General features: G+C 60.6%; 15 protein-coding genes. 10 read left to right on the plus strand and 5 right to left on the minus strand.

Annotated features, from left to right (window positions below; genetic code table 11):
- Entirely contained in the window at window positions 1-285 is a 285-nt protein-coding gene (locus ACILSR_RS00505; RefSeq protein WP_395747759.1) for a hypothetical protein, read from the plus strand.
- Window positions 285-1,610: an amino-acid N-acetyltransferase gene (argA, locus tag ACILSR_RS00510; protein WP_395748111.1), complete on the plus strand. Its 1,326-nt coding sequence runs from the start codon at window positions 285-287 to the stop codon at window positions 1,608-1,610. The genes ACILSR_RS00505 and argA overlap by 1 nt, the downstream gene beginning before the upstream one ends.
- Here argA and ACILSR_RS00515 read toward each other — a convergent pair.
- The 3 genes from ACILSR_RS00515 to ACILSR_RS00525 all read right to left on the minus strand — a co-directional run bounded on the left by ACILSR_RS00515 (window position 1,594) and on the right by ACILSR_RS00525 (window position 4,627).
- The gene (locus ACILSR_RS00515) at window positions 1,594-2,202 is read right to left on the minus strand and encodes a hypothetical protein (RefSeq protein WP_395747760.1); all 609 of its coding nucleotides are present in this window, start codon (window positions 2,200-2,202) and stop codon (window positions 1,594-1,596) included. The two genes, argA and ACILSR_RS00515, sit on opposite strands and share 17 nt — an antisense overlap.
- A 42-nt stretch (window positions 2,203-2,244) precedes the next feature.
- A complete protein-coding gene (gene thrC / locus ACILSR_RS00520) occupies window positions 2,245-3,615 on the minus strand; it encodes a threonine synthase (RefSeq protein WP_395747761.1) in 1,371 nt (456 codons plus the stop codon).
- A gap of 61 nt (window positions 3,616-3,676) precedes the next feature.
- The gene (locus tag ACILSR_RS00525) at window positions 3,677-4,627 is read right to left on the minus strand and encodes an efflux RND transporter periplasmic adaptor subunit (RefSeq protein ID WP_395747762.1); all 951 of its coding nucleotides are present in this window, start codon (window positions 4,625-4,627) and stop codon (window positions 3,677-3,679) included.
- A gap of 95 nt (window positions 4,628-4,722) precedes the next feature.
- Here ACILSR_RS00525 and ACILSR_RS00530 point away from each other — a divergent pair, with 95 nt between their 5' ends.
- The 5 genes from ACILSR_RS00530 to ACILSR_RS00550 all read left to right on the plus strand — a co-directional run bounded on the left by ACILSR_RS00530 (window position 4,723) and on the right by ACILSR_RS00550 (window position 9,005).
- Window positions 4,723-5,277, plus strand: coding sequence for an ion channel (locus ACILSR_RS00530; protein WP_395747763.1), 555 nt, complete (start codon window positions 4,723-4,725; stop codon window positions 5,275-5,277).
- Window positions 5,278-5,319: 42 nt separating this feature from the next.
- Window positions 5,320-5,532, plus strand: a complete 213-nt coding sequence (locus ACILSR_RS00535) for a hypothetical protein (RefSeq protein WP_395747764.1) — start codon at window positions 5,320-5,322, stop codon at window positions 5,530-5,532.
- Between the two features lie 46 nt (window positions 5,533-5,578).
- Window positions 5,579-7,207 (plus strand): sialate O-acetylesterase, encoded by a 1,629-nt coding sequence (locus ACILSR_RS00540; protein ID WP_395747765.1) that lies wholly within the window; start codon window positions 5,579-5,581, stop codon window positions 7,205-7,207.
- A gap of 15 nt (window positions 7,208-7,222) precedes the next feature.
- Window positions 7,223-8,242 (plus strand): SAM-dependent methyltransferase, encoded by a 1,020-nt coding sequence (locus tag ACILSR_RS00545; RefSeq protein ID WP_395747766.1) that lies wholly within the window; start codon window positions 7,223-7,225, stop codon window positions 8,240-8,242.
- A gap of 100 nt (window positions 8,243-8,342) precedes the next feature.
- Window positions 8,343-9,005: a hypothetical protein gene (locus tag ACILSR_RS00550; RefSeq protein WP_395747767.1), complete on the plus strand. Its 663-nt coding sequence runs from the start codon at window positions 8,343-8,345 to the stop codon at window positions 9,003-9,005.
- A gap of 32 nt (window positions 9,006-9,037) precedes the next feature.
- On the opposite strand, the gene ACILSR_RS00555 is transcribed toward ACILSR_RS00550, so the two are convergent.
- Complete coding sequence (locus ACILSR_RS00555; RefSeq protein ID WP_395747768.1) at window positions 9,038-11,011, minus strand: amidophosphoribosyltransferase; 1,974 nt, start codon at window positions 11,009-11,011, stop codon at window positions 9,038-9,040.
- Between the two features lie 359 nt (window positions 11,012-11,370).
- Here ACILSR_RS00555 and ACILSR_RS00560 point away from each other — a divergent pair, with 359 nt between their 5' ends.
- Together ACILSR_RS00560 and ACILSR_RS00565 are read left to right on the plus strand one after the other, a co-directional pair.
- Window positions 11,371-12,651, plus strand: a complete 1,281-nt coding sequence (locus ACILSR_RS00560; protein ID WP_395747769.1) for a PQQ-dependent sugar dehydrogenase — start codon at window positions 11,371-11,373, stop codon at window positions 12,649-12,651.
- Between the two features lie 38 nt (window positions 12,652-12,689).
- Window positions 12,690-14,090 (plus strand): sulfatase, encoded by a 1,401-nt coding sequence (locus tag ACILSR_RS00565; RefSeq protein ID WP_395747770.1) that lies wholly within the window; start codon window positions 12,690-12,692, stop codon window positions 14,088-14,090.
- Window positions 14,091-14,099: 9 nt separating this feature from the next.
- Here the strand turns inward: ACILSR_RS00565 and ACILSR_RS00570 are convergent, their stop codons facing one another.
- On the minus strand, window positions 14,100-15,503 hold the full coding sequence (locus tag ACILSR_RS00570) for a DUF1501 domain-containing protein (protein ID WP_395747771.1): 1,404 nt from the start codon (window positions 15,501-15,503) through the stop codon (window positions 14,100-14,102).
- Window positions 15,504-15,589: 86 nt separating this feature from the next.
- On the opposite strand from ACILSR_RS00570, the gene ACILSR_RS00575 reads away from it, so the two are divergent.
- Window positions 15,590-18,205: a M1 family aminopeptidase gene (locus ACILSR_RS00575; RefSeq protein WP_395747772.1), complete on the plus strand. Its 2,616-nt coding sequence runs from the start codon at window positions 15,590-15,592 to the stop codon at window positions 18,203-18,205.
- Window position 18,206 lies beyond the last annotated feature (1 nt).

Genomic DNA, 18,206 nt, shown 5'->3' on the forward strand with positions numbered 1-18,206 from the left:
ATGACCGCAGCCGAACTCAAAACCGCCACGCAAGCCGCGGCGGAGGCCATTTCTCCTGAAGCGCTAGCCTTGTGGCATGCCAAACAAGGGCACTGGGATGCAGCGCATAACATCGCGCAGGACATTCACACCAAGATGGGTTCGTGGATTCACGCGCTGCTGCATGTGATCGAAGGCGACCAGTGGAATGCGGACTACTGGTTTTCCAAAGCCGGCAGGCCCTCGCACGGCCCGAAGGAGATCGACAAACTTTGGGACGAAATCGCCGGGGTTGTGCTATCTTGATGGCCCCAACAGTGAACAACGACTCCTCCAAACCCCAGCAGCGCTTTGAAGACTTGCGCGGCATCCTGCGCTACGTGCCGCAGTTTCGGCAGCGCGTCTTTGTCATCGCCTTTGACGGCGCCTTGATGACGCAGCCGGGCTTTGCCAGCCTGCTGCAGGACGTCGCGGTGCTGCAGTCCCTGAACATCGAGGTCGTGCTCGTCTTTGGCGCTCGTGCGCAGGTGCGGGCGCTGGCGGGAAAACGCGGAGTCACTCTCTTCAACGACGACGGAATGGGACACACAGATGCCGCGGGCATCGAGATCGCCGTGGATGCCATCATGCGGCAGTGCAGTGATCTGATGGCCGACCTCACCGCACTTGAGATGCCTGTCGCCATTTCCAATGCCCTCGCCGTACACCCTGCGGGTGTGATCGACGGTGTGGACCTTGAATTTACCGGCCGCATCGAGCGTGTGGATGAAGAATCCCTGCGGGCGCTGCTCAAGGCTGACATCATCCCCATCCTGCCCCCGCTGGGTTACGACGGCAAAGGGACGACGCTGCGGCTGAACTCGGACGCGGTGGCCGTGGAGGTGGCGATCGCCCTGCAGGCGGCCAAGGTCATCTTTGTGGCGGAATCCGGCATCACTGCCGCGGACGGCTCCCGCCTGGAGCAGATGTCCGTGGCGGAGGCCCGGGACATGCACAAGCGCAAAGACCCCAAGCACGATGTGAGCATGCTCTCGAAGCTGCGCTACGCGGCGCTGGCCTGCCAGGAGGGCGTGCCGCGTGTCCACATCGTGGACGGCACGCAGGATGAAGCGCTGCTCGCGGAGCTGTTTTCCAACGAAGGCGTGGGGACCATGATCCACGCCGATGACTACCAGCAGATACGCAAGGCACGCTCTTCGGACGTCCCAGCCCTGCTCTCCATGATGCAGCAGAGCGTGGACGATGCCGCTCTCGTGCCGCGTTCACGCGATCAGATTCAGTCCAGGATTAAAGACTTTTTCGTGCTCGAACTCGACGGCAACCCCATCGGCTCCGTGGCCGTGCACTCCTATGAGGAGGACGGCAGAAAGATCGCCGAGCTGGCCTGCCTCTTCGTGCGGCGCTCGCACAAAAACAAAAATCACGGCCGCAAGCTCGTGGCCTTTGCGGAGGAGCAGGCGCGCCAGCGCGGCTGCGAGGTCCTCTTTGCCCTGAGCACCCAGGCGTTTCGCTTCTTTGAAGAGAAGATGGGCTACACCGTCTCCGGACCTGATGCCCTGCCGCTGAGCCGCCGTGAAAAATACGACAAAAGCGGGCGGAACTCCAAGGTTCTAGTCAAGGCTTTAAAGTAGAGGTCCCGCCGTCGGGCTTGATGCGCTCCGCCTTGGAAAAAGCCAGCGCCTCGTCAGCGATGGCGATCGCCTTGTCCTGCAGTTTTTCGCCGATGTAGCGCTGCTGGAATTCCACCCGGCATTTGCGGCCGTCTTTGTCAAACACCACCCAGAACTCCGTGGACTTGATGCGTTCAGCAGCGCTCGTCGCGTCTGACCATGCGTAATGGAAAGAGCCGCCGCGTGCGACCTCATGCAAACCCTCGCGGGTAAGCGTCACTGAGTAGCCCATGCCCTGCCATCCCAGCCACGTGGCCGCCAGCCCGAGCAACAGAAGCAGCCCACCTGCGAAGATGGACGGTGCGATGGCACCGACACGGCCGAAGAAGCTGCCGTTGCCATATTCCAGGGCGAAAAACCTCACCCTCGCATACATGATCCTGATCAGCATGAAAGCCCCGATGATCATCAGCGGCCCGCTGCCAAGCAGGATGTAAATATACTGGCTGCCGGGCTGGAGCGTCACTCCATTGCCTGCATCCACACCTTTGACCAGGTACGGAGAAACATCCAATAGTGCCGTCAGGCTGAAGGAGGGAAGCGGTGAGTTCATGAAATGTCTGGTGGAGATTAAACCCGCCCGCCGGCGCAGCCGTCAAGCCTTCGTTCCGTGACTTGTTTGTTGCCGGATGAAGTCCTGCACCGCCAAAAGGTCTGCAGCCATAGGCCAGGTTTGCAGAGGCTTTGCCTTCAAAGCTTCCAGCGTGGGATGCGTGGGCTCGCTGCCGGTCGCGTGTTTTACCACGTCCGGAAACTTCGCCGGACTGGCCGTGGCCAGCACAACGCTGACCCGGTCCGGCGCCATGCCGGTGAAAGCACAGGCGGTGTGCGGATCGAGCACATACTGCCAGTCCTGCCACATCTGGGCGATCACCTTCACAATGGTTTCGTCGTCCATCCGTGTGGAGCGCATGGAAGTCTCTGGCAGTTCAATGTGAAAAGCAGCACCGGATTTGATCTGCGCCATCACCTCGCGCACACGCTCGGAGTTTTGACCCAGGATGTAGTAGAGGAAGCGTTCAAAGTTCGACGCCGCCTGGATGTCCATGCTGGGCGCGTGGCTTGGGTGCACCGCGCTCTGGCTGTATTCACCGCTGGTGAAGAAGCGGTGCAGGATGTCGTTCTGGTTGGTCGCCACGCGAAAACCACCGGCAGGCATGCCCATCTGCTGCGCCATCCAGCCGGCCATCACATTGCCGAAATTGCCAGTGGGCACGACGTACTCCGCCGTGGCACGTGCGCTTTCCGGCAGCCGCAGGCAGGCCCAGATGTAGTACACACACTGCGCCAGCACACGGGCGATGTTGATGGAGTTAACAGCGGAGAGATTCACCGAATTCGCAAACGCCGTGTCGCCAAACGCATCCTTCACGACACGCTGGGCGTCGTCAAAGGTCCCCGGCACGGGAATGGCGAAGACGTTGTCCGCTCCGGTGCAGGCCATCTGCCGCTCCTGCAGCGGCGCCACGCGGCCATTGGGGTAGAGGATGAAGATGGTGATGCCGTCGCGGCCCAGGCAGCCGTGGATGGCTGCGGAACCGGTGTCTCCAGAGGTCGCGCCGAGCACGGAGAGACGCTTGCCGGTTTTCTCCACCTGGCGCTTGTAGAGCAGGCCCAGGAGCTGCAGCGCAAAGTCCTTGAAGGCCAGTGTGGGGCCGTGAAACAGCTCCAGGATGTAGGTCTTCTCGGTGATCTTTTTCAGCGGGGCCACGTCCGGTGAATCGAAGCGCCGGTAGGCCTCGGCCGTGAGTTCATGCCACTCCGCATTGGAAATCTCTGGAGCGAACAGCGTGAAGAACTCCGCCGCGAGCTGAGGATAGGTGAGCTTTGACCATGCAGGCAGCTTGCCGGCAATATTCGGCAGCCTTTCAGGCAGAAACAGACCGCCATCGGGAGCCAGACCGGCTTCGACGGCTTCAGAAAAGGTAAACGGCTTCGTCTGGCCGCGGGTGGAGATGTATTGCATGCGAATCGAGGAGGGTTCGCATTGTTGCGTGGAATTTGGGGAGACTCAACGGGTCTCTTCCTCACTTTTTCCGCGCAATAAACACATCCACCTGCTGTCCCACGTACAGAGGCTGGTCTTTGGGTTTCTCCAGCTTGTAGATCACTTGCAGCACCCGCGTGTCCACTCGTTCGGTGCTGGCACCGGTGAGCGAGACTTTGGGGATGACGTAGGGCTCGATGCGGACGAACTGCGCCTTGAACTTTTTCGAGGAGTCGCTCTTGAGCGAGAAAGTCGCGTCGAGGTCTGAGGCCACTTCCATGGCGTTTTGCTCGTCCACGTCCGCGCGCACGTGAAGGGTGGAAATGTCTCCCAGCACAAGGGCGGGCTGCTTGTTCGAGGGGGAGGCGTATTCGCCGGCGCGGATGTTGACCTGGAGGATGGTGCCGGGCTTCGGGGCTTTGACGGTGAGGCGTTCAATGAGCAGCTCGGTCTGCTGCACATCCGCCTTGGCGGAAATGAGCTGGGCGTCGGCGGCCTGCATCTGCGCCTTCGCCACCAGAACGTCGTTAGTGCGATTGCGCAGGTCGTCCTGGCTGATGGCCCGCTGGTCGGTAATCGCGGTCATGCGGTCCAGCATGTCCTGCACTTTCGCAAGCTGGGCCCGGGTGACGGTCAGATTGGCCTCCGCGACGCCGATGGCCGCCTGCTGCTTGAGGCGCGAGGCGCGCAGTTCACGGTCATCCAGTATCAGCAGCGGGTCTCCCTCCTTGACCACCTGATTGACCACGACCTTCACGCTTTCGACGAGGCCCGGCACGGGCACGCCAATGGCGACGTTCTCATCCTTTGCTTCGAGAATGCCGGTGGCGGCAATGTCATCTGGCGCATTTTTCTGCGGCGGCGCGACTGGCGGCGGGGGCATGGCCTTCTCCTGGCTGCGGATGGTCTGCAGCACGAAGCCCATGGCGATCACGCCTGCGATGGCAAACAGGTAGGTGGAGTAGCGGATGGCGTTGGAGACGAGGTTCATGAACTGCGCGGACTAAATGTGGGATGCAGGATTTGGAAAGGTCGAAAGTCATTCTACGCTCGACAGAACGCGCCGGGCAGTTTCAAATCCACCGCATGAGCAAGGAGCCCGGCATCGCAGCGCAGATCATCCGTCAAGGAGGAGAGGTGGTGGTCATTGCCCTGGTGGGGCTCGGCCTGCAGTCGCTGTGGACAACGCACTGGCTGAGCGCGCAAGCATTCTGCCTTGTAGTGGTGGCGGTGGCGTTCGCCAAGACGGTGTTCTTTTTCGTGGAGAACCTGCAGCACATCCTCATGGCCACGCAGGACGACATGCCCTACCACCGTGTACTGGGCCTCATGGGAGTGAACATGGCGCAGATCACCCTGGCCTTCGCCCTCGACTTCTGGTGCTTGGAGGTGGCGGAGCCGGCAAGTTTCAGCGAGATCGACGCGGCGTGGACCAAAGGAGAGCAGCTGTTTGAATTCTTCTTTTTCAGCGTGCTGAATTTCTCCTTCTTTGGGTTTGGAGACGTGACACCGCAGACGATCCCGGCCAAGCTGATCACCATGATGGAGGTGCTGCTGGCCTTTTTCACCGTGATTTTCCTGCTCTCCGACTTCGTCAGCCTCAAGGATTCCCTTCGTGTGCGGAAACGGGAGGAGAAGTGATCCGCGTCTTGCACGCGCGTGCGGGCGCTCTAGGCTGACCGCATGGACCGTCCTGCCGCCATCGCCCAAATCCGCGAAGCCTGCAAAAACATCGCGCTGCAATTCATGAAGATCCACCCGGCCGTGCCTGGACTGGCGGACGAGGAAACGCAGAAGGAATGCTTTCGCAGCGTGCATGAGATGACCGTTCTGCTGGAGACGATCAAAAAGAAGATCGGCCGCCTGGAACGTGCGGACGACAGCACCCTGCTCTGACATTAGGCTTACTTGCCGTCCCCCTGCCCCTGTACGAAATTCCACCATGAAATACCCTGTTTCCCTCCTTCTTCTGCTCGCAGCCAGCCTGCATGCAGAGGTCAAACTGCCCGCCATCTTTTCCGATGGCATGGTGCTGCAGCAGACCCAGCTCGTGCGTGTATGGGGCACTGCTGAGGCAGGAGAGCCGGTGAAGGTCACCTTTGGCGAGCAAACGCACAGCACCGTCACCGACCCAGACGGCAAGTGGTCGCTCACCCTGAACCCGATGAATGCGAGCGCCGAGCCTGCGGACTTCGTGGTGGCGGGGAAAAACACTCTCACGCTGAAAAACGTTCTCGTTGGCGAAGTGTGGATCTGCTCCGGCCAGTCGAACATGCAGTGGACGGTCAAACAGGCCGGCAAGGCGCAGGAGGAAATCGCCGCTGCAAATCATCCGCAAATCCGCATGTTCAATGTGGAACGCATTCCGAGCATGACGCCGCAGACCGACTGCAAGGGCGCCTGGAAAGAGGCCACCAGCGCCAATGTGGGTGACTTTTCCGCCGTGGGTTACTTCTTTGGCCGCCACCTGCACCGCGTGCTGAAAGTGCCGGTAGGATTGATCAACACCTCCTGGGGAGGCACACGGGTCGAAGCCTGGACAAGCAATGAATCCCTGGAAGAACGCCCCTGTGCCAAGGACATGCTTGCAGACTGGATGGACTATGTCTCCAAATGGGACGGCCCCAAAGCCCAGGCTGAATATGAAAAGCTGAAAGCAGACTGGCAGGCTCAGTTGAAGCAGATTGACGAGGAAAACGCGAAGCTGCCGGCAGAACAAAAGAAGACCAAGCCCCCAGCTCCACGCCCGGCAGAAGACCCTGCGAAGACTCCTCACCACCCCAGCGTGCTCTACAACGGCATGGTGGCCCCGCTGATCCCCTATGCCATCAAGGGGGCCATCTGGTACCAGGGTGAATCCAACCAGCGGCGGGCTTTCCAATACCAGGAACTGCTGCCCACCATGATCAATGACTGGCGCAAACAGTGGGCGGACCCTTTTTCCTTTTACATCGTCCAGCTGGCAAATTTTGGCAACAACCACCCCGTGGCCACCGAGCCCGGTGTCCCCGACACATGGGCCGAACTGCAGGAGGCGCAGACGCTGACCGCGCAGACACTCGACAAATGCGGCATCGCCATCATCAACGACATCGGCGAGGAAAAAGACATCCATCCCAAGAACAAGCAGGAGGTCGGCCGCCGTCTCGCCCTTTGGGCGCTGGCGAATGATTACGGCAAATCGGGCACCGAATACTGCGGCCCCCTGTATCTCTCTTCCGTGGTGCAAAAGGACAAGATCCGCGTGCAGTTCACCCACACCGGCTCCGGATTGAAAACGCGCGACGGTGGCGAGCCGAAATGCTTCCAGATCACCGGTGCCGATCAGAAGTGGGTGTGGGCCAAAGCGAAGATCGAGGGCAGCGAAGTCGTCGTCTGGAACGAGTCCGTACCTGAGCCGGTGGGTGTGCGCTATGCCTGGGCCAGCTGGCCGGTCGATGCAAATCTCATCAATGCCGAAGGCCTTCCCGCCTCCTGTTTCCGTACCGATGACTTCGTGCCTTCCACGCTGGGCGTGGTGTCTCCCTTCAAGGAGAACGAACCTGCCAAGCCCGCACCAGCCAAACCGTGACCGCCCAAGCCCAGCGTGCATCTTTTTCTCGCCGATTCCGACACGACGCCTTTTCTCGCTGATGAGCTGAGGCGCGCCGCGCCGGAGGCAGAGCTGCGCGAGATAGAAGGCCTCGGGATCGCAGCAGATGTGCCCATCGAGGGGCTGCTGCTCGCCTTCGCGCGGCAGACCCTGCCCTCTGCCGTCGAAGTCCACGCCACGTCCATCAATGCCTGGGCGGACCGCATCATTGACGCCATCGCCGGAGTCTTTCCGGATGAGCAACCCTGGCGTCTGCATCTCTGGCCGCAGTATGGTGAAGGCAGGGCCGGGCTGCACCGCTGCGAACTCATCCGGGCGAGCCTGGCGGAGCGCCTGAAAAAGCGCCGTCGAAAACTGCTGCGGTCCCTCCTCGACACCGATGCTGTGTTTGATGCGCAGACCTCCCTGATGCAGTGCATTCTCACCTCGCCGGAGACCGGGTGGCTTTCGGCCACCCTAGCCCCACAGGCGTTCGCGCAGCGCGCTTTGATCTCCAGTTTCCCACGCGGCGAGGTGCCGCTGGCGGATGACAAAAGCGCACCCTCCCGCGCCTTCACAAAACTAGTCGAATCAGAACAACGGCTGGGACGCCAGATAGAGCGCGGACAGACCTGCGTGGACCTCGGCGCCTCCCCGGGAAGTTGGAGCTACGTGCCCATCCAGCGCGGTGCCAGCGTCATCGCCATTGACCGTTCCGAACTGCGTGAGGATCTCATGCGCAGTCCGCGTCTGCACTTTGAAGCTGCGGATGCCTTCAAGTACAGGCCACCGCATACGGTGGACTGGCTCGTATGCGATGTCATCGCCGCGCCGCAGCGGAGCATCGATCTGCTGCTCGAATGGCTGCGCGAGAAGCGCATGCGGCAGTTCGTCGTGACGATCAAGTTCAAAGGCCACGATGATTACCCGCTGCTCGACATTCTCAAACGCGAGGCTCCGCCGCTCTGCGCGGAGTTTCACCTGACGCGACTCTGCGCCAACAAAAACGAAGTGTGCGCATTTGGGGTGGTGTGAAAAATTCTGAATAGTTGGATTCAGGTCTTCGTCTGAGCCCCACGTAGTGATTTTGCCTTGCCGCAGAATCCGCCCGGATGCTATCTCATCACCCGCAACCATGAAGCTCTTCATCACCTTTGTCCTCGGCGTGCTCACCGGCGCATCTCTCTTGTGGTTTGGATTCAGGAAGGACGTCGTGACACTGAACAACAGACTGGTGGTGGTGGACCGCTTCTCCGGCAAGGCAGACCGGATATTTGTCTCCTGTCTGGAGGCAGAGCAGCTGGAGCGAGCCGAGACCAGGCGGATTGAAGATTTGGATAAAAACGGAACAACGAATGCCGAGGCAGAAACGAGCCCGACCGCCAAGGCTCCGGAATGGCGTGAACTCACTGAGTCGGAAATCAAGCAGTTGGAATTCGACTGGCACATCAACCCCCATGTCAATGCCACCGGCGTCATCGAATTCGCCTGTCACAATCCGTTCGAACGGCAGGTGAGAATCGAGAAGGTGCGCGTTTACATTCCTTCCAAAGAAGGACATGCGGCGGTCACCCGTGACTATGCGATGCAAAACATGTGCCCGGCTTTGACCGATGTGGACGGAAGAATCTCATCAATCAACATGCCGTCAGATCAGTTTTATCAACTGGTGGACGATCCTACGCCGCAACGCACTTCGTCAGAGGATCCGTTCGGCGCCGGAGGCAGCCCGGCGCAGAAAAAATCGCGGAAGTTGGTGGGCACGATCACACTGGTTCGCGCCTTGATTCAGAACTGATGTCCGTGCCCTCGCTGGCCAGGGGTCCGGCCTCACAGCAGGGCCTCGTGCGCACGGCCGTCCTTGGCCTCGCAGTAGAGGATGAAGGACTGGTTCACCACCGAGAAACCGCCAGGGGTGGGGTAGTCCCCGCTGAAATACCAATCTCCGTATTCCGCGCCGAGGGCGGTGTGCAAGTCGGGAATGGTCTGATAAATGACCTCCACGGTACCATGCCATGGCGTGTCTTCCGGGCTGATCATCTGGGCGATGCGCGCGGAGATCTCCTCGTCGGTGAAGGGCGCGTAGATGGCTTTCACCGCATTCCTCATCTCCTCCTTGGGCTTTCTCATCTCCGCTTTGCAGGCGAGGTAGGTCTCATGCACGATGTGGGACATGCCGCGGGTGCGCAGGAGAGAAATGGCCGCCTGGAAGGCAATGAACTTGCCCAGTTCCGCCATATCGATGCCGTAGCAGTCGGGGTAGCGGATCTGCGGCGCGGTTGAGCAGACGATGATGCGCTTCGGATTGGTGCGCGCGAGAATTTTTAACAGGCTTTTCTTCAGCGTGGTGCCACGGACGATGGAGTCGTCAATCACCACGAGATTGTCTCGCGGGGTGACTACACCGTAGGTGATGTCATAGCTTCCGGAGACCAGCGCATCGCGCCCGTTTTCCTGGGCGATGAAGGTGCGCATTTTGATGTCCTTGAGCGCGATCTTTTCCGCCCGCGGCCAGTTCCGCAGCACCAGGTCGTCCAGTTTGGCCTCATCCATCTCTCCCCGGCTGAACATCTCCATCAGCGCGTCTTTGACGACGACACGGCGGCTCTTGCGCAAACCGTCGAGGAAGCCGAAGTAGGCGGTCTCGGCCGTGTTTGGGATGAAGCTGAGCACCGTGTGCTCAAAGTCGTTGTTGATGGCTTTTACGACCTGCGGCACCAGCTGCTCGCCGAGGGCCTTGCGCTGGTGGTAGATGGCGGAGTCATTTCCGCGAGAGAAATAAATGCACTCGAAGGAGCAGGGCTTGAACTCGCGCGGCTCGGTAAAGGGCTTGATGGTCATGGCGCCGTCCGCCTTGATCACGGCCACATGGGCTGGAGGGAGCTCGTGAATGTCCTCTTCAGTCACGCCAAAGACAGACATCAGGGCCACACGTTCGGAGGCGATGGTGAAGATTTCATCGTTCTCGTAGTAGTGGCAGGGGCGGATGCCGCTGGGATCGCGCATGGCAAAGAGATCGCCGTTGCCGATGACGCCGACGATGCTGTAGCCGCCGTCCCAGCGCTTGGCGGATTCTTTGACCACGGCGGTCACATCCAGCTGCTCGCTGATGCGCTCAGGAATGGCCTCTCCGGACATGCCGGAGTCACGCAGCACGTGATAGAGCTTGGTGTGCGCCTCATCCAGCTGGAAGCCGATCTCCTCAAGGACGCTCTGCGTGTCCGTGCCAAAGACGGGATGCTGACCGCGCTTCATCATGACCTCGTTCAGCTCGCGGGTGTTGGTGAGGTTGAAGTTCCCCATCACCATCAGCGTGCGCGTGGGCCAGGTGGTGCGGCGCATGTAGGGGTGCAGGCAGCCTTTGCCAAAGTCACCACTCGTGCCATAGCGCAGATGGCCGATGTAGATCTCCCCGGCCATCTCAAACTCTCTTTTGATGGCGTCCGGATCGTCCTCAAAGGATACGAATTCCTTGCCTTCCTGGTCGCGTTCGTCCTTGCGCTGCTTGTCAATGCGACGGGCGATGCGCTTGTACTCCTTGCGCTCGTCCTCGAAAACCTGGGCGATGCGCTCGACGCTTTCCGTGCTCCGCATGCGGAACATGTAGGGCAGGCCGGGTGGCATGCCGAGCTTGCTGCAGCCGATGCCCATGCCGTCCTGACCGCGATTGCGCTGCTTGGTCATGATCGCCTGCAACGCGTCAAATCCGTAGAGGGCGTTGCCGTATTTTTGATAGAAATATCCCAGCGGCTTTTTCAGCCGCACCACTGCTATGCCGCACTCGTGACTGATTGGGTCGCTCATCGTAGAAGAGCACCCATCTTTGCCATGTCATGGGAGGAGTGCAAGACGTGGAAAAAGTTTCTCATAGGGGTGCCCGATGCCATCCGCCGAGCGTAACCCCTACCCCCGCCCCAAAACCCCGCTGTGGAAGAATCCCCAGCGCTTGCTGGCAGCCTGATCACAGCTTTGAACGCGCCCTCACTCAAGGCATTGAACGCCAAACCTGTATCTCTTTCAGAGCGGGCGAGATCTGCGTCATGGTTCAAGTCCCTTAGGAAGGCGTGGGGGCACACGCATTCAACGAATGTGTTTCGAATGATTCAAAAATCCTTGCTGCCGCTCTGGCATGCTCCGTGCAATCTCCTTTCCACATCCCCCCGATGAAGCCCTTTTCCTTCTTCCGCCCCTGCGTGCAATGCCTGTCCTTCGCCGTCTTGCTTGCAAGCAGCCCATCCCGCTCCGCCATTCCGGACATCGGCGTCCCGCTGCCGGTCCCTGCGCCGCCTGAAGTCCCGCCATCCGCAATCCCTGAGGAACCGATGCCCGGCATCGTGCTGCGCAAACTCGCCTTTGACCGCGAGTTTGATTCCCCGGTCATGCTGGCCTCCCTGCCGGATGCCAGCGGCGAGCAGGTGATCGCCATGCAGCGCGGAGAATTCTGCGCGTTGCGGCTGGATGGCAGCGGCCAGTGGCGGCCCTTTTTAGACTTCCGAGCCAAGATGAAGGGGCTAGTGCTGTTTGAAGAGGGGGTGCACGGCATTGCCTTTCATCCGCGCTTTGCGGAGAACCGGCTGTTCTACCTCAGCTACTCGCAGAATGATCCACGCCGCACGGTGATCAGTGAGATGCGCGCCACCGGAGCCAAAGACTCCACGCCTGATGCACTGCCGGAAACCGAGCGTGTGCTCATGGAGATCCCGCAGCCACTGGCGGACCACTGGGGCGGCCACATCGCCTTTGGTCCCGACGGATGCCTCTACATTGCTCTCGGAGACGGCGGCCTCCGTGACGACCCCTATCGCCTGGCGCAAAATCCCTGGGTGCTACACGGCAAGGTGCTGCGCATCGATGTCAATGGGCGCAGTGGGTCCCTGCCGTATGCGATCCCGGAGGACAATCCCTTCACCAAGCAGCAGACGGTGCGCCCTGAAATCTTTGCCCTCGGTTTTCGCAATCCCTGGGGACTTTCCTTTGACGCACGCTCCGGCCAGCTCTGGCTGGCAGATGTGGGGCAGGATCAATGGGAGGAAATCAACCGCGTCGAGAGCGGCGCCAACTACGGCTGGAGTGATCGTGATGGCCCCATGAAGAGCGCCTTTCACGCGCAGAGCTTTTTGCCGAACCTCACCACCACGGACCCCGTGCATGCCTACACCCGCATGCGTGGCGAGGGCATCTGCATTGTCGGCGGGCTGCTCTATCGCGGCCGGAAGCTGCCGCAGCTGGATGGCTCGTTTGTGTTCGCTGACTGGGGCTACGGCACTGTCTGGGCTCTGGGCATCGATCCCGCCAGCGGCCAGCCGGTACGCCGAAGCGTGCTGCACCGCAAGGAGCCGGAGCACAAGTTCAACCCCACGCTCGTCACTGCGGATCCTGATGGCGAACCTGTGCTGCTCTCGCAGGATGGCGCGCTGTATCGTCTGGAGAAGGACGATGATTAGACGCAAGACGCCGGGCACGGCCGCGTTCATGGCGCACCATGACTCGTCTCCTTGCCCTGTTCCTTCTGCTTGGCTCTGCTGCGCTCGCTCAATCGAAGCCCGATGTCCTCTTCATCGCTGTCGATGATTTGAACGACTGGACCAGTTATCTCGGCGGCCATCCGCAGACGAAGACACCGAACATCGACCGCCTCGTGGCGCGAGGCACCGCATTTACCAACTCGCATTGTGCTGCGCCGGCCTGCAATCCTTCACGTGCGGCGCTGATGAGCGGCCTCCGCCCGTGGCAGACGGGCATCTACACCAACGGCGATCCCGCCCAGGGCGTGATGAAGGACACCCTCACACTGAACCGCCACTTTCTTGCAAACGGCTACAACACCCTCGGCGGCGGCAAGATCTACCACGGCTACGGCAGCGAAGGGCGCACCGACTCATGGACGAAATGGGAGGGCCTGTTTCCCAGCATTCCCGAACACGAAGAAAACATGACCGGCCTCGACCGCGGCCACTTTGACTGGGGTCCGGTGAAGGCCAAGCCCTCCGAAATGGGCGACTACAAAGCCACCGACTGGGCCATCAACCAGCTCAAAACCGCTCCGGCTGACAAGCCGCTCTTTCTTGCGCTTGGTTACATCAAGCCCCATCTGCCCTGGTACGTGCCGCAGGAATACTACGACCGTTTTCCTCTGGCCGAAATCAAGCTGCCTGTGACGAAGGAGCATGACCTCGACGACATTCCCAAAGCAGGGGTGCGCATGGCCGGACCGGAAGGCGACCACGCCGCCGTGGTGAAAGGGGACCAGTGGAAAAAGGCTGTTCAAGCCTATCTCGCCACCATCTCCTTCCTCGACGATCAAGTTGGCCGCCTGCTCGATGGACTGGACCATAGCCCGCGTAAGGACAAGACCATCATCGTCTGGTGGACGGACCACGGCTGGAACCTGGGTGAGAAGGAGCACTGGCGAAAGTTTGCCCTGTGGGAGGAAACCACGCGCACCTCCATGGCGATCGTCGCCCCAGGCGTGACGAAGCCCGGGACGGCTTGCACGGCGCCAGTTGATTACCTGAACATGTATCCCACCATCTGTGAACTCACCGGCCTGCCGGTGCCGGAGCATGTCAAAGGCGCAAGCCTCATGCCCCTGCTCAAAAACCCCGAAGCGAAATGGGACGGCGTGGCCGTATGCACCCATGGCAAGGGCAATCACGCCGTGCGCGATGCCAGCTGGCGCTACATCCGCTACGCAGACGGCGGCGAGGAACTCTACGACCACAGCAAAGATCCGTATGAGTGGACCAACCTCGCCAAAGAGGTGGGGATGAGTGAGATCAAAGCCAGACTCAGCGCGGCCCTGCCCAAGGAAGAAGTCAAAGCCACCAGCGCCGAAAAAAAGAAAGGCGAAGGCAAAGGGAAGAAGAAAAAAGCGGAGGAGTAGCAGCTGCCGTCAGACCAGTCCGCGGATTGGCTCTCCCCGGGTCAGCACATTGAGCAGCCCCGGCGGCAGGCCATCGGTCACGCGCGCCTCTCCCAGATCCACCAGCGTGTGCATGATGGTGGCGACCAAATCGGGTATGGTGATGGGTTCGGAGGCCGGCTCTCCGCCATTGCGCGCCGACTGGCCGATCACCTGGCCCATTTTCAAACCGCCGCCGTAAATCATGAGCGGCGCGAGGCCACCCCAGTGATCGCGTCCGCCTTTGACATTGAGCTTGGGAGAGCGCCCCATCTCGCCGCAGCAGACGAGCATGATCTTCTCCTGCAGCCCGCGTGCTTCGATGTCTTCGATCAAGGCGGAAACCGCATGGTCAAACGGGCGCCCGACATATTCCATGCCGGTGCGGCAGGGCGCGTTGTTGTTGTCGGCATGCATGTCCCACACAAAGCCGGTGGTGACGGTCACGAAGCCGCAGCCGCGCTCGCATAAACGGCGGGCCATGAGGAGCAGCTTTCCGAGCGTGGCGGCATTGTCGGCATAGTGATCGATATTGTTCCACTGTTTGCTGATGCGGCTCCTGGGCAGCAGCGGAGCGGTGTCATAGCGCGCGATGAGACGCGGGTCTTCCTTGGAGAGATCAAACGCATCTGACACACCGCGCCGCAGCACATCGAAGGCCAGGGATTGCAACTCCCCCATGCCGCCGAGAGACTGGCTGGCATCCAACTCTCGCTGCCATTGGTCCAGTGAAGCGAGGAGCGCACGCCGGTCATCCAAGCGTGCCTGCGGCATGCTCAGCGTCATGTCTGCCTGCGCACCGCCGCCCGCTCCGGGAACGAAGGGCTGGTAGGTGGAGCCAAACTCACCGCTGGAGGTGAAGTCACCGAATTTTTTAAATGCCGGCATGGCGCCGGATGAAACCGCCTGCGGAAAGAGCGCCACGTTGGTCGGCATGGCGCTGCTCTTGCGCAGCGGCCCGGCGATGCGAGAGTAGAGCGAGCCGAGATTCGCCTTCATCGTGTCTTTGCCCACGATGGTCTTGATGTCGTGAATGGCATCTCCCGTGACGAAGGAGCGCACGATGCTGAACTTGTCCGCCAGTGCGGCGAGCCGCTCCATGGTGCTGCCAAACGTCACGCCGGGCAGCTTGGTTTTGATCTCTCCCGTCACGCTTCGGATCTCCGATGGCGCCTCCATCTTCGGATCAAAGGTCTCAAACTGTGACGGGCCGCCGTGCATGAAAAGGAAGATGACCGACTTGTCCTTGAGCAATGACTTCTTCGAAGCGCCGAGCGCCTTGAGCGCCATCAGATCGCTCAGGCCCAGCCCGCCCAATCCCAGCCCGCCGACGCGCAGAAAATCACGCCGCTGAAGGCGCGAGGAACCCTGGCTGTGGTCGGAGAAAGTGAGCATGACGCTGCTAAATACGTCGCCCGGTCGAATCTCCTTCCTGATTGTGCTTGCCACCACGCGCCCGGTTCGGGATGCTCGCTGTCATCATGCGCATCACCCCCTTCCTTCTTGCCGCCGCATTGCTGACCCTCGAGGCCGCAGCCGACTCCACGGAATGCCTGCACTGCAACAAGCATTTCCTGCCGCAGCCGCTGAAGCTCATCCCCGGTCGGAAATATGCACGTGACCGGCGGGCGGACATTCTGCACGTGAAGCTGGATGTGACGCCGGACTTTGCCAAACGCACGGTCTCCGGCACAACGACTCTGCGCTTCAAACCCATCGCGCTGCCGTTGGAGAAACTGGAGCTGGACGCGGTGGATTTAAAGATCGCGTCCATCACTGCGGAGGGTGCCACCGTGGCGGAACATCAGGTCGCTGAGGACAAGCTCATCATCACCTTCGCCAAAGCCATTGCACCCGATGTGGAGGCGGCCGTGACGATCACGCATTCCGCGCAGCCCGAGCACGGCCTGTATTTCCGCACGCCGGAGATGGGCTACAAAAAAGGCGACACGCAGGTGTGGAGTCAGGGGGAGGCGGAGGAGCACCGCTGCTGGTTCCCCAGCTACGACTATCCCAATGAGCGCTTCACCAGCGAAGTCATCTGCCATGTACCGAAGGGCATGCAGGTCATTTCCAATGGCACACTGCAAAGCGAAAAGCCCGAGGGTGAAAATCTCGTGGCGTTTCACTGGCTGCAAGACAAGCCGCATGTGAACTACCTCATCGCCATGGCGGCCGGCTATTTCCACAAGCTGGAGGACAAGGCGGGCAGCCTGCCTCTCGCGATGCTGGTCCCCCCCTCGCACGCCGAACAGGCCGCGAATGCCTTTGCCGACACCCGCAAGATCATCGAGTTCTACCAGAAGGAAATCGGCGTGCCCTTTGCGTGGGACAAGTACTACCAGGTCTATTGCCTCGACTTCATCGCCGGCGGCATGGAAAACACCAGCTGCACCTTTGAAGCAGCGGACATGCTGTTCAACTCCGACACCGAGCAGCTGCGCTCCCTGCACGAACTCGATGCGCATGAGACGGCTCACCAATGGTTTGGCGATCTCGTCACCTGCCGTGACTGGTCTCATCTCTGGCTGAACGAGGGCTTCGCCAGTTACTACACCGTCCTCTATGAGGGGGAGAAGCTCGGTGCCGATGCGATGAAGCATGCACTCTGGAAAGAAGCGCAGCAGGTCTTCCAGGCGAATGACACCCGGCCCATCGTCTGGAAAGATTACGGCGATCCGATGCAGCAGTTTGACTCCCGCGCCTACCCGAAAGGCGCCTGGGTGCTGCACATGCTGCGCAGCCAGCTGGGCGCTGACCTCTACCGCAAGTGCATCAAGACCTACCTGGAGCGGAACCGCAGCAGCATCGTACGCACGGAGGATCTGCAGGACGTCATTGAAGAAGTCAGCGGCCTTTCGTTTGACCAGTTCTTTGACCAGTGGCTCTTCCACGGAGGCGTGCCGGAATTGAAGATTGAATACGCATGGGACGCCGCATCGAAGCAGGCCCGAATCAGCGTGCGGCAGACGCAAAAGCTGAGCGAGCAGGTGCGCCTGTTCCGCCTGCCACTGCCGGTGGGTTTTGCCATAGCCGGGCAAAAGGAGCTGCTGAAGTTCACTGCGGATGTTAAAAAGGAGGCCGAGGATTTTTACTTTCACCTGCCCGCGCAGCCAGAGCTGGTGCGCATTGATCCTGACTACACTGTTTTGGCCAAGGTCTCCTTCACCCCGCCGGGGCCGATGCTGGACAAGCAGCTGCAATCCGACCTCATCGGCCGCCTGCTCGCCATCAGCACGCTTGATGGCAAGCACATCGACCAGCTTGGGAAGGCCCTTCGTGAAGACGGCTTTTATGCCGTTCGTGCCGAGGCGGCAAAGGCACTCGCGAAGATCGCCGAACCCGAGGCACGCGCGGCCCTGATCGCTGGGAGCAATAACCAGCCTGACGCACGTGTGCGCCGGACCATCGTGCAGTCTCTTGCCTCCATGAACACAACCGAATCGCAGGACACGCTGTGGAAAATGGCGCAGAAGGAGAAAAATCCTGACATTTTGGCCAGCATCATTGAATCCTGGGGCGCGCGTCCTGGAGATGCCGCGGTCTCCGCCGAACTTCGCAAACAGCTGGGCGGCACGAGCTACAACAGTTTACTTCAGGTCGCCGCCATTAAAGCGCTGCGCGCCCAGGATGACGAAGGCGCCGTGCTCGATGTGCTGGCACGACTGTCCTCCCTTAACGACCTGCGTGGTCGCGATGCAGGTGCCGCATTTGATGCGCTGGCCTTCCTGGCCCGCCGGCCCACCAATGCGCAACGCAATGCAGTTCGCGAATTCCTCACCGCCAAACTGACCGATCCACGCAACGACTGGCGCCTCGCCAGCACCAAGGCGCTGGGCACGCTGCGAGATCCCCGGGCTCTTGCCGTGCTGGAGCCGATGCTTCGCAGCAGCAATGACCGCATTGATCCCGTCCGGGAAGCCGCCGCGAAATCCGCGCAGGACATTCGCGCGGATCTCGAAAGCCCCGCCGATCTGAAAAAACTGTGGGATCGCGTGCAGCAGCTGCAAAAGCAGTCCGAAGACCAGCAGAGGGAGTTGGAGACGCTCAAGAAAAAGTCACAGGCAGCCGCCCCTGAAAAGAAAGCGGGCAAGTAAC

Origin of the sequence: Prosthecobacter sp., assembly GCF_044222565.1 — a bacterium.
GTDB lineage: Bacteria > Verrucomicrobiota > Verrucomicrobiia > Verrucomicrobiales > Verrucomicrobiaceae > Prosthecobacter.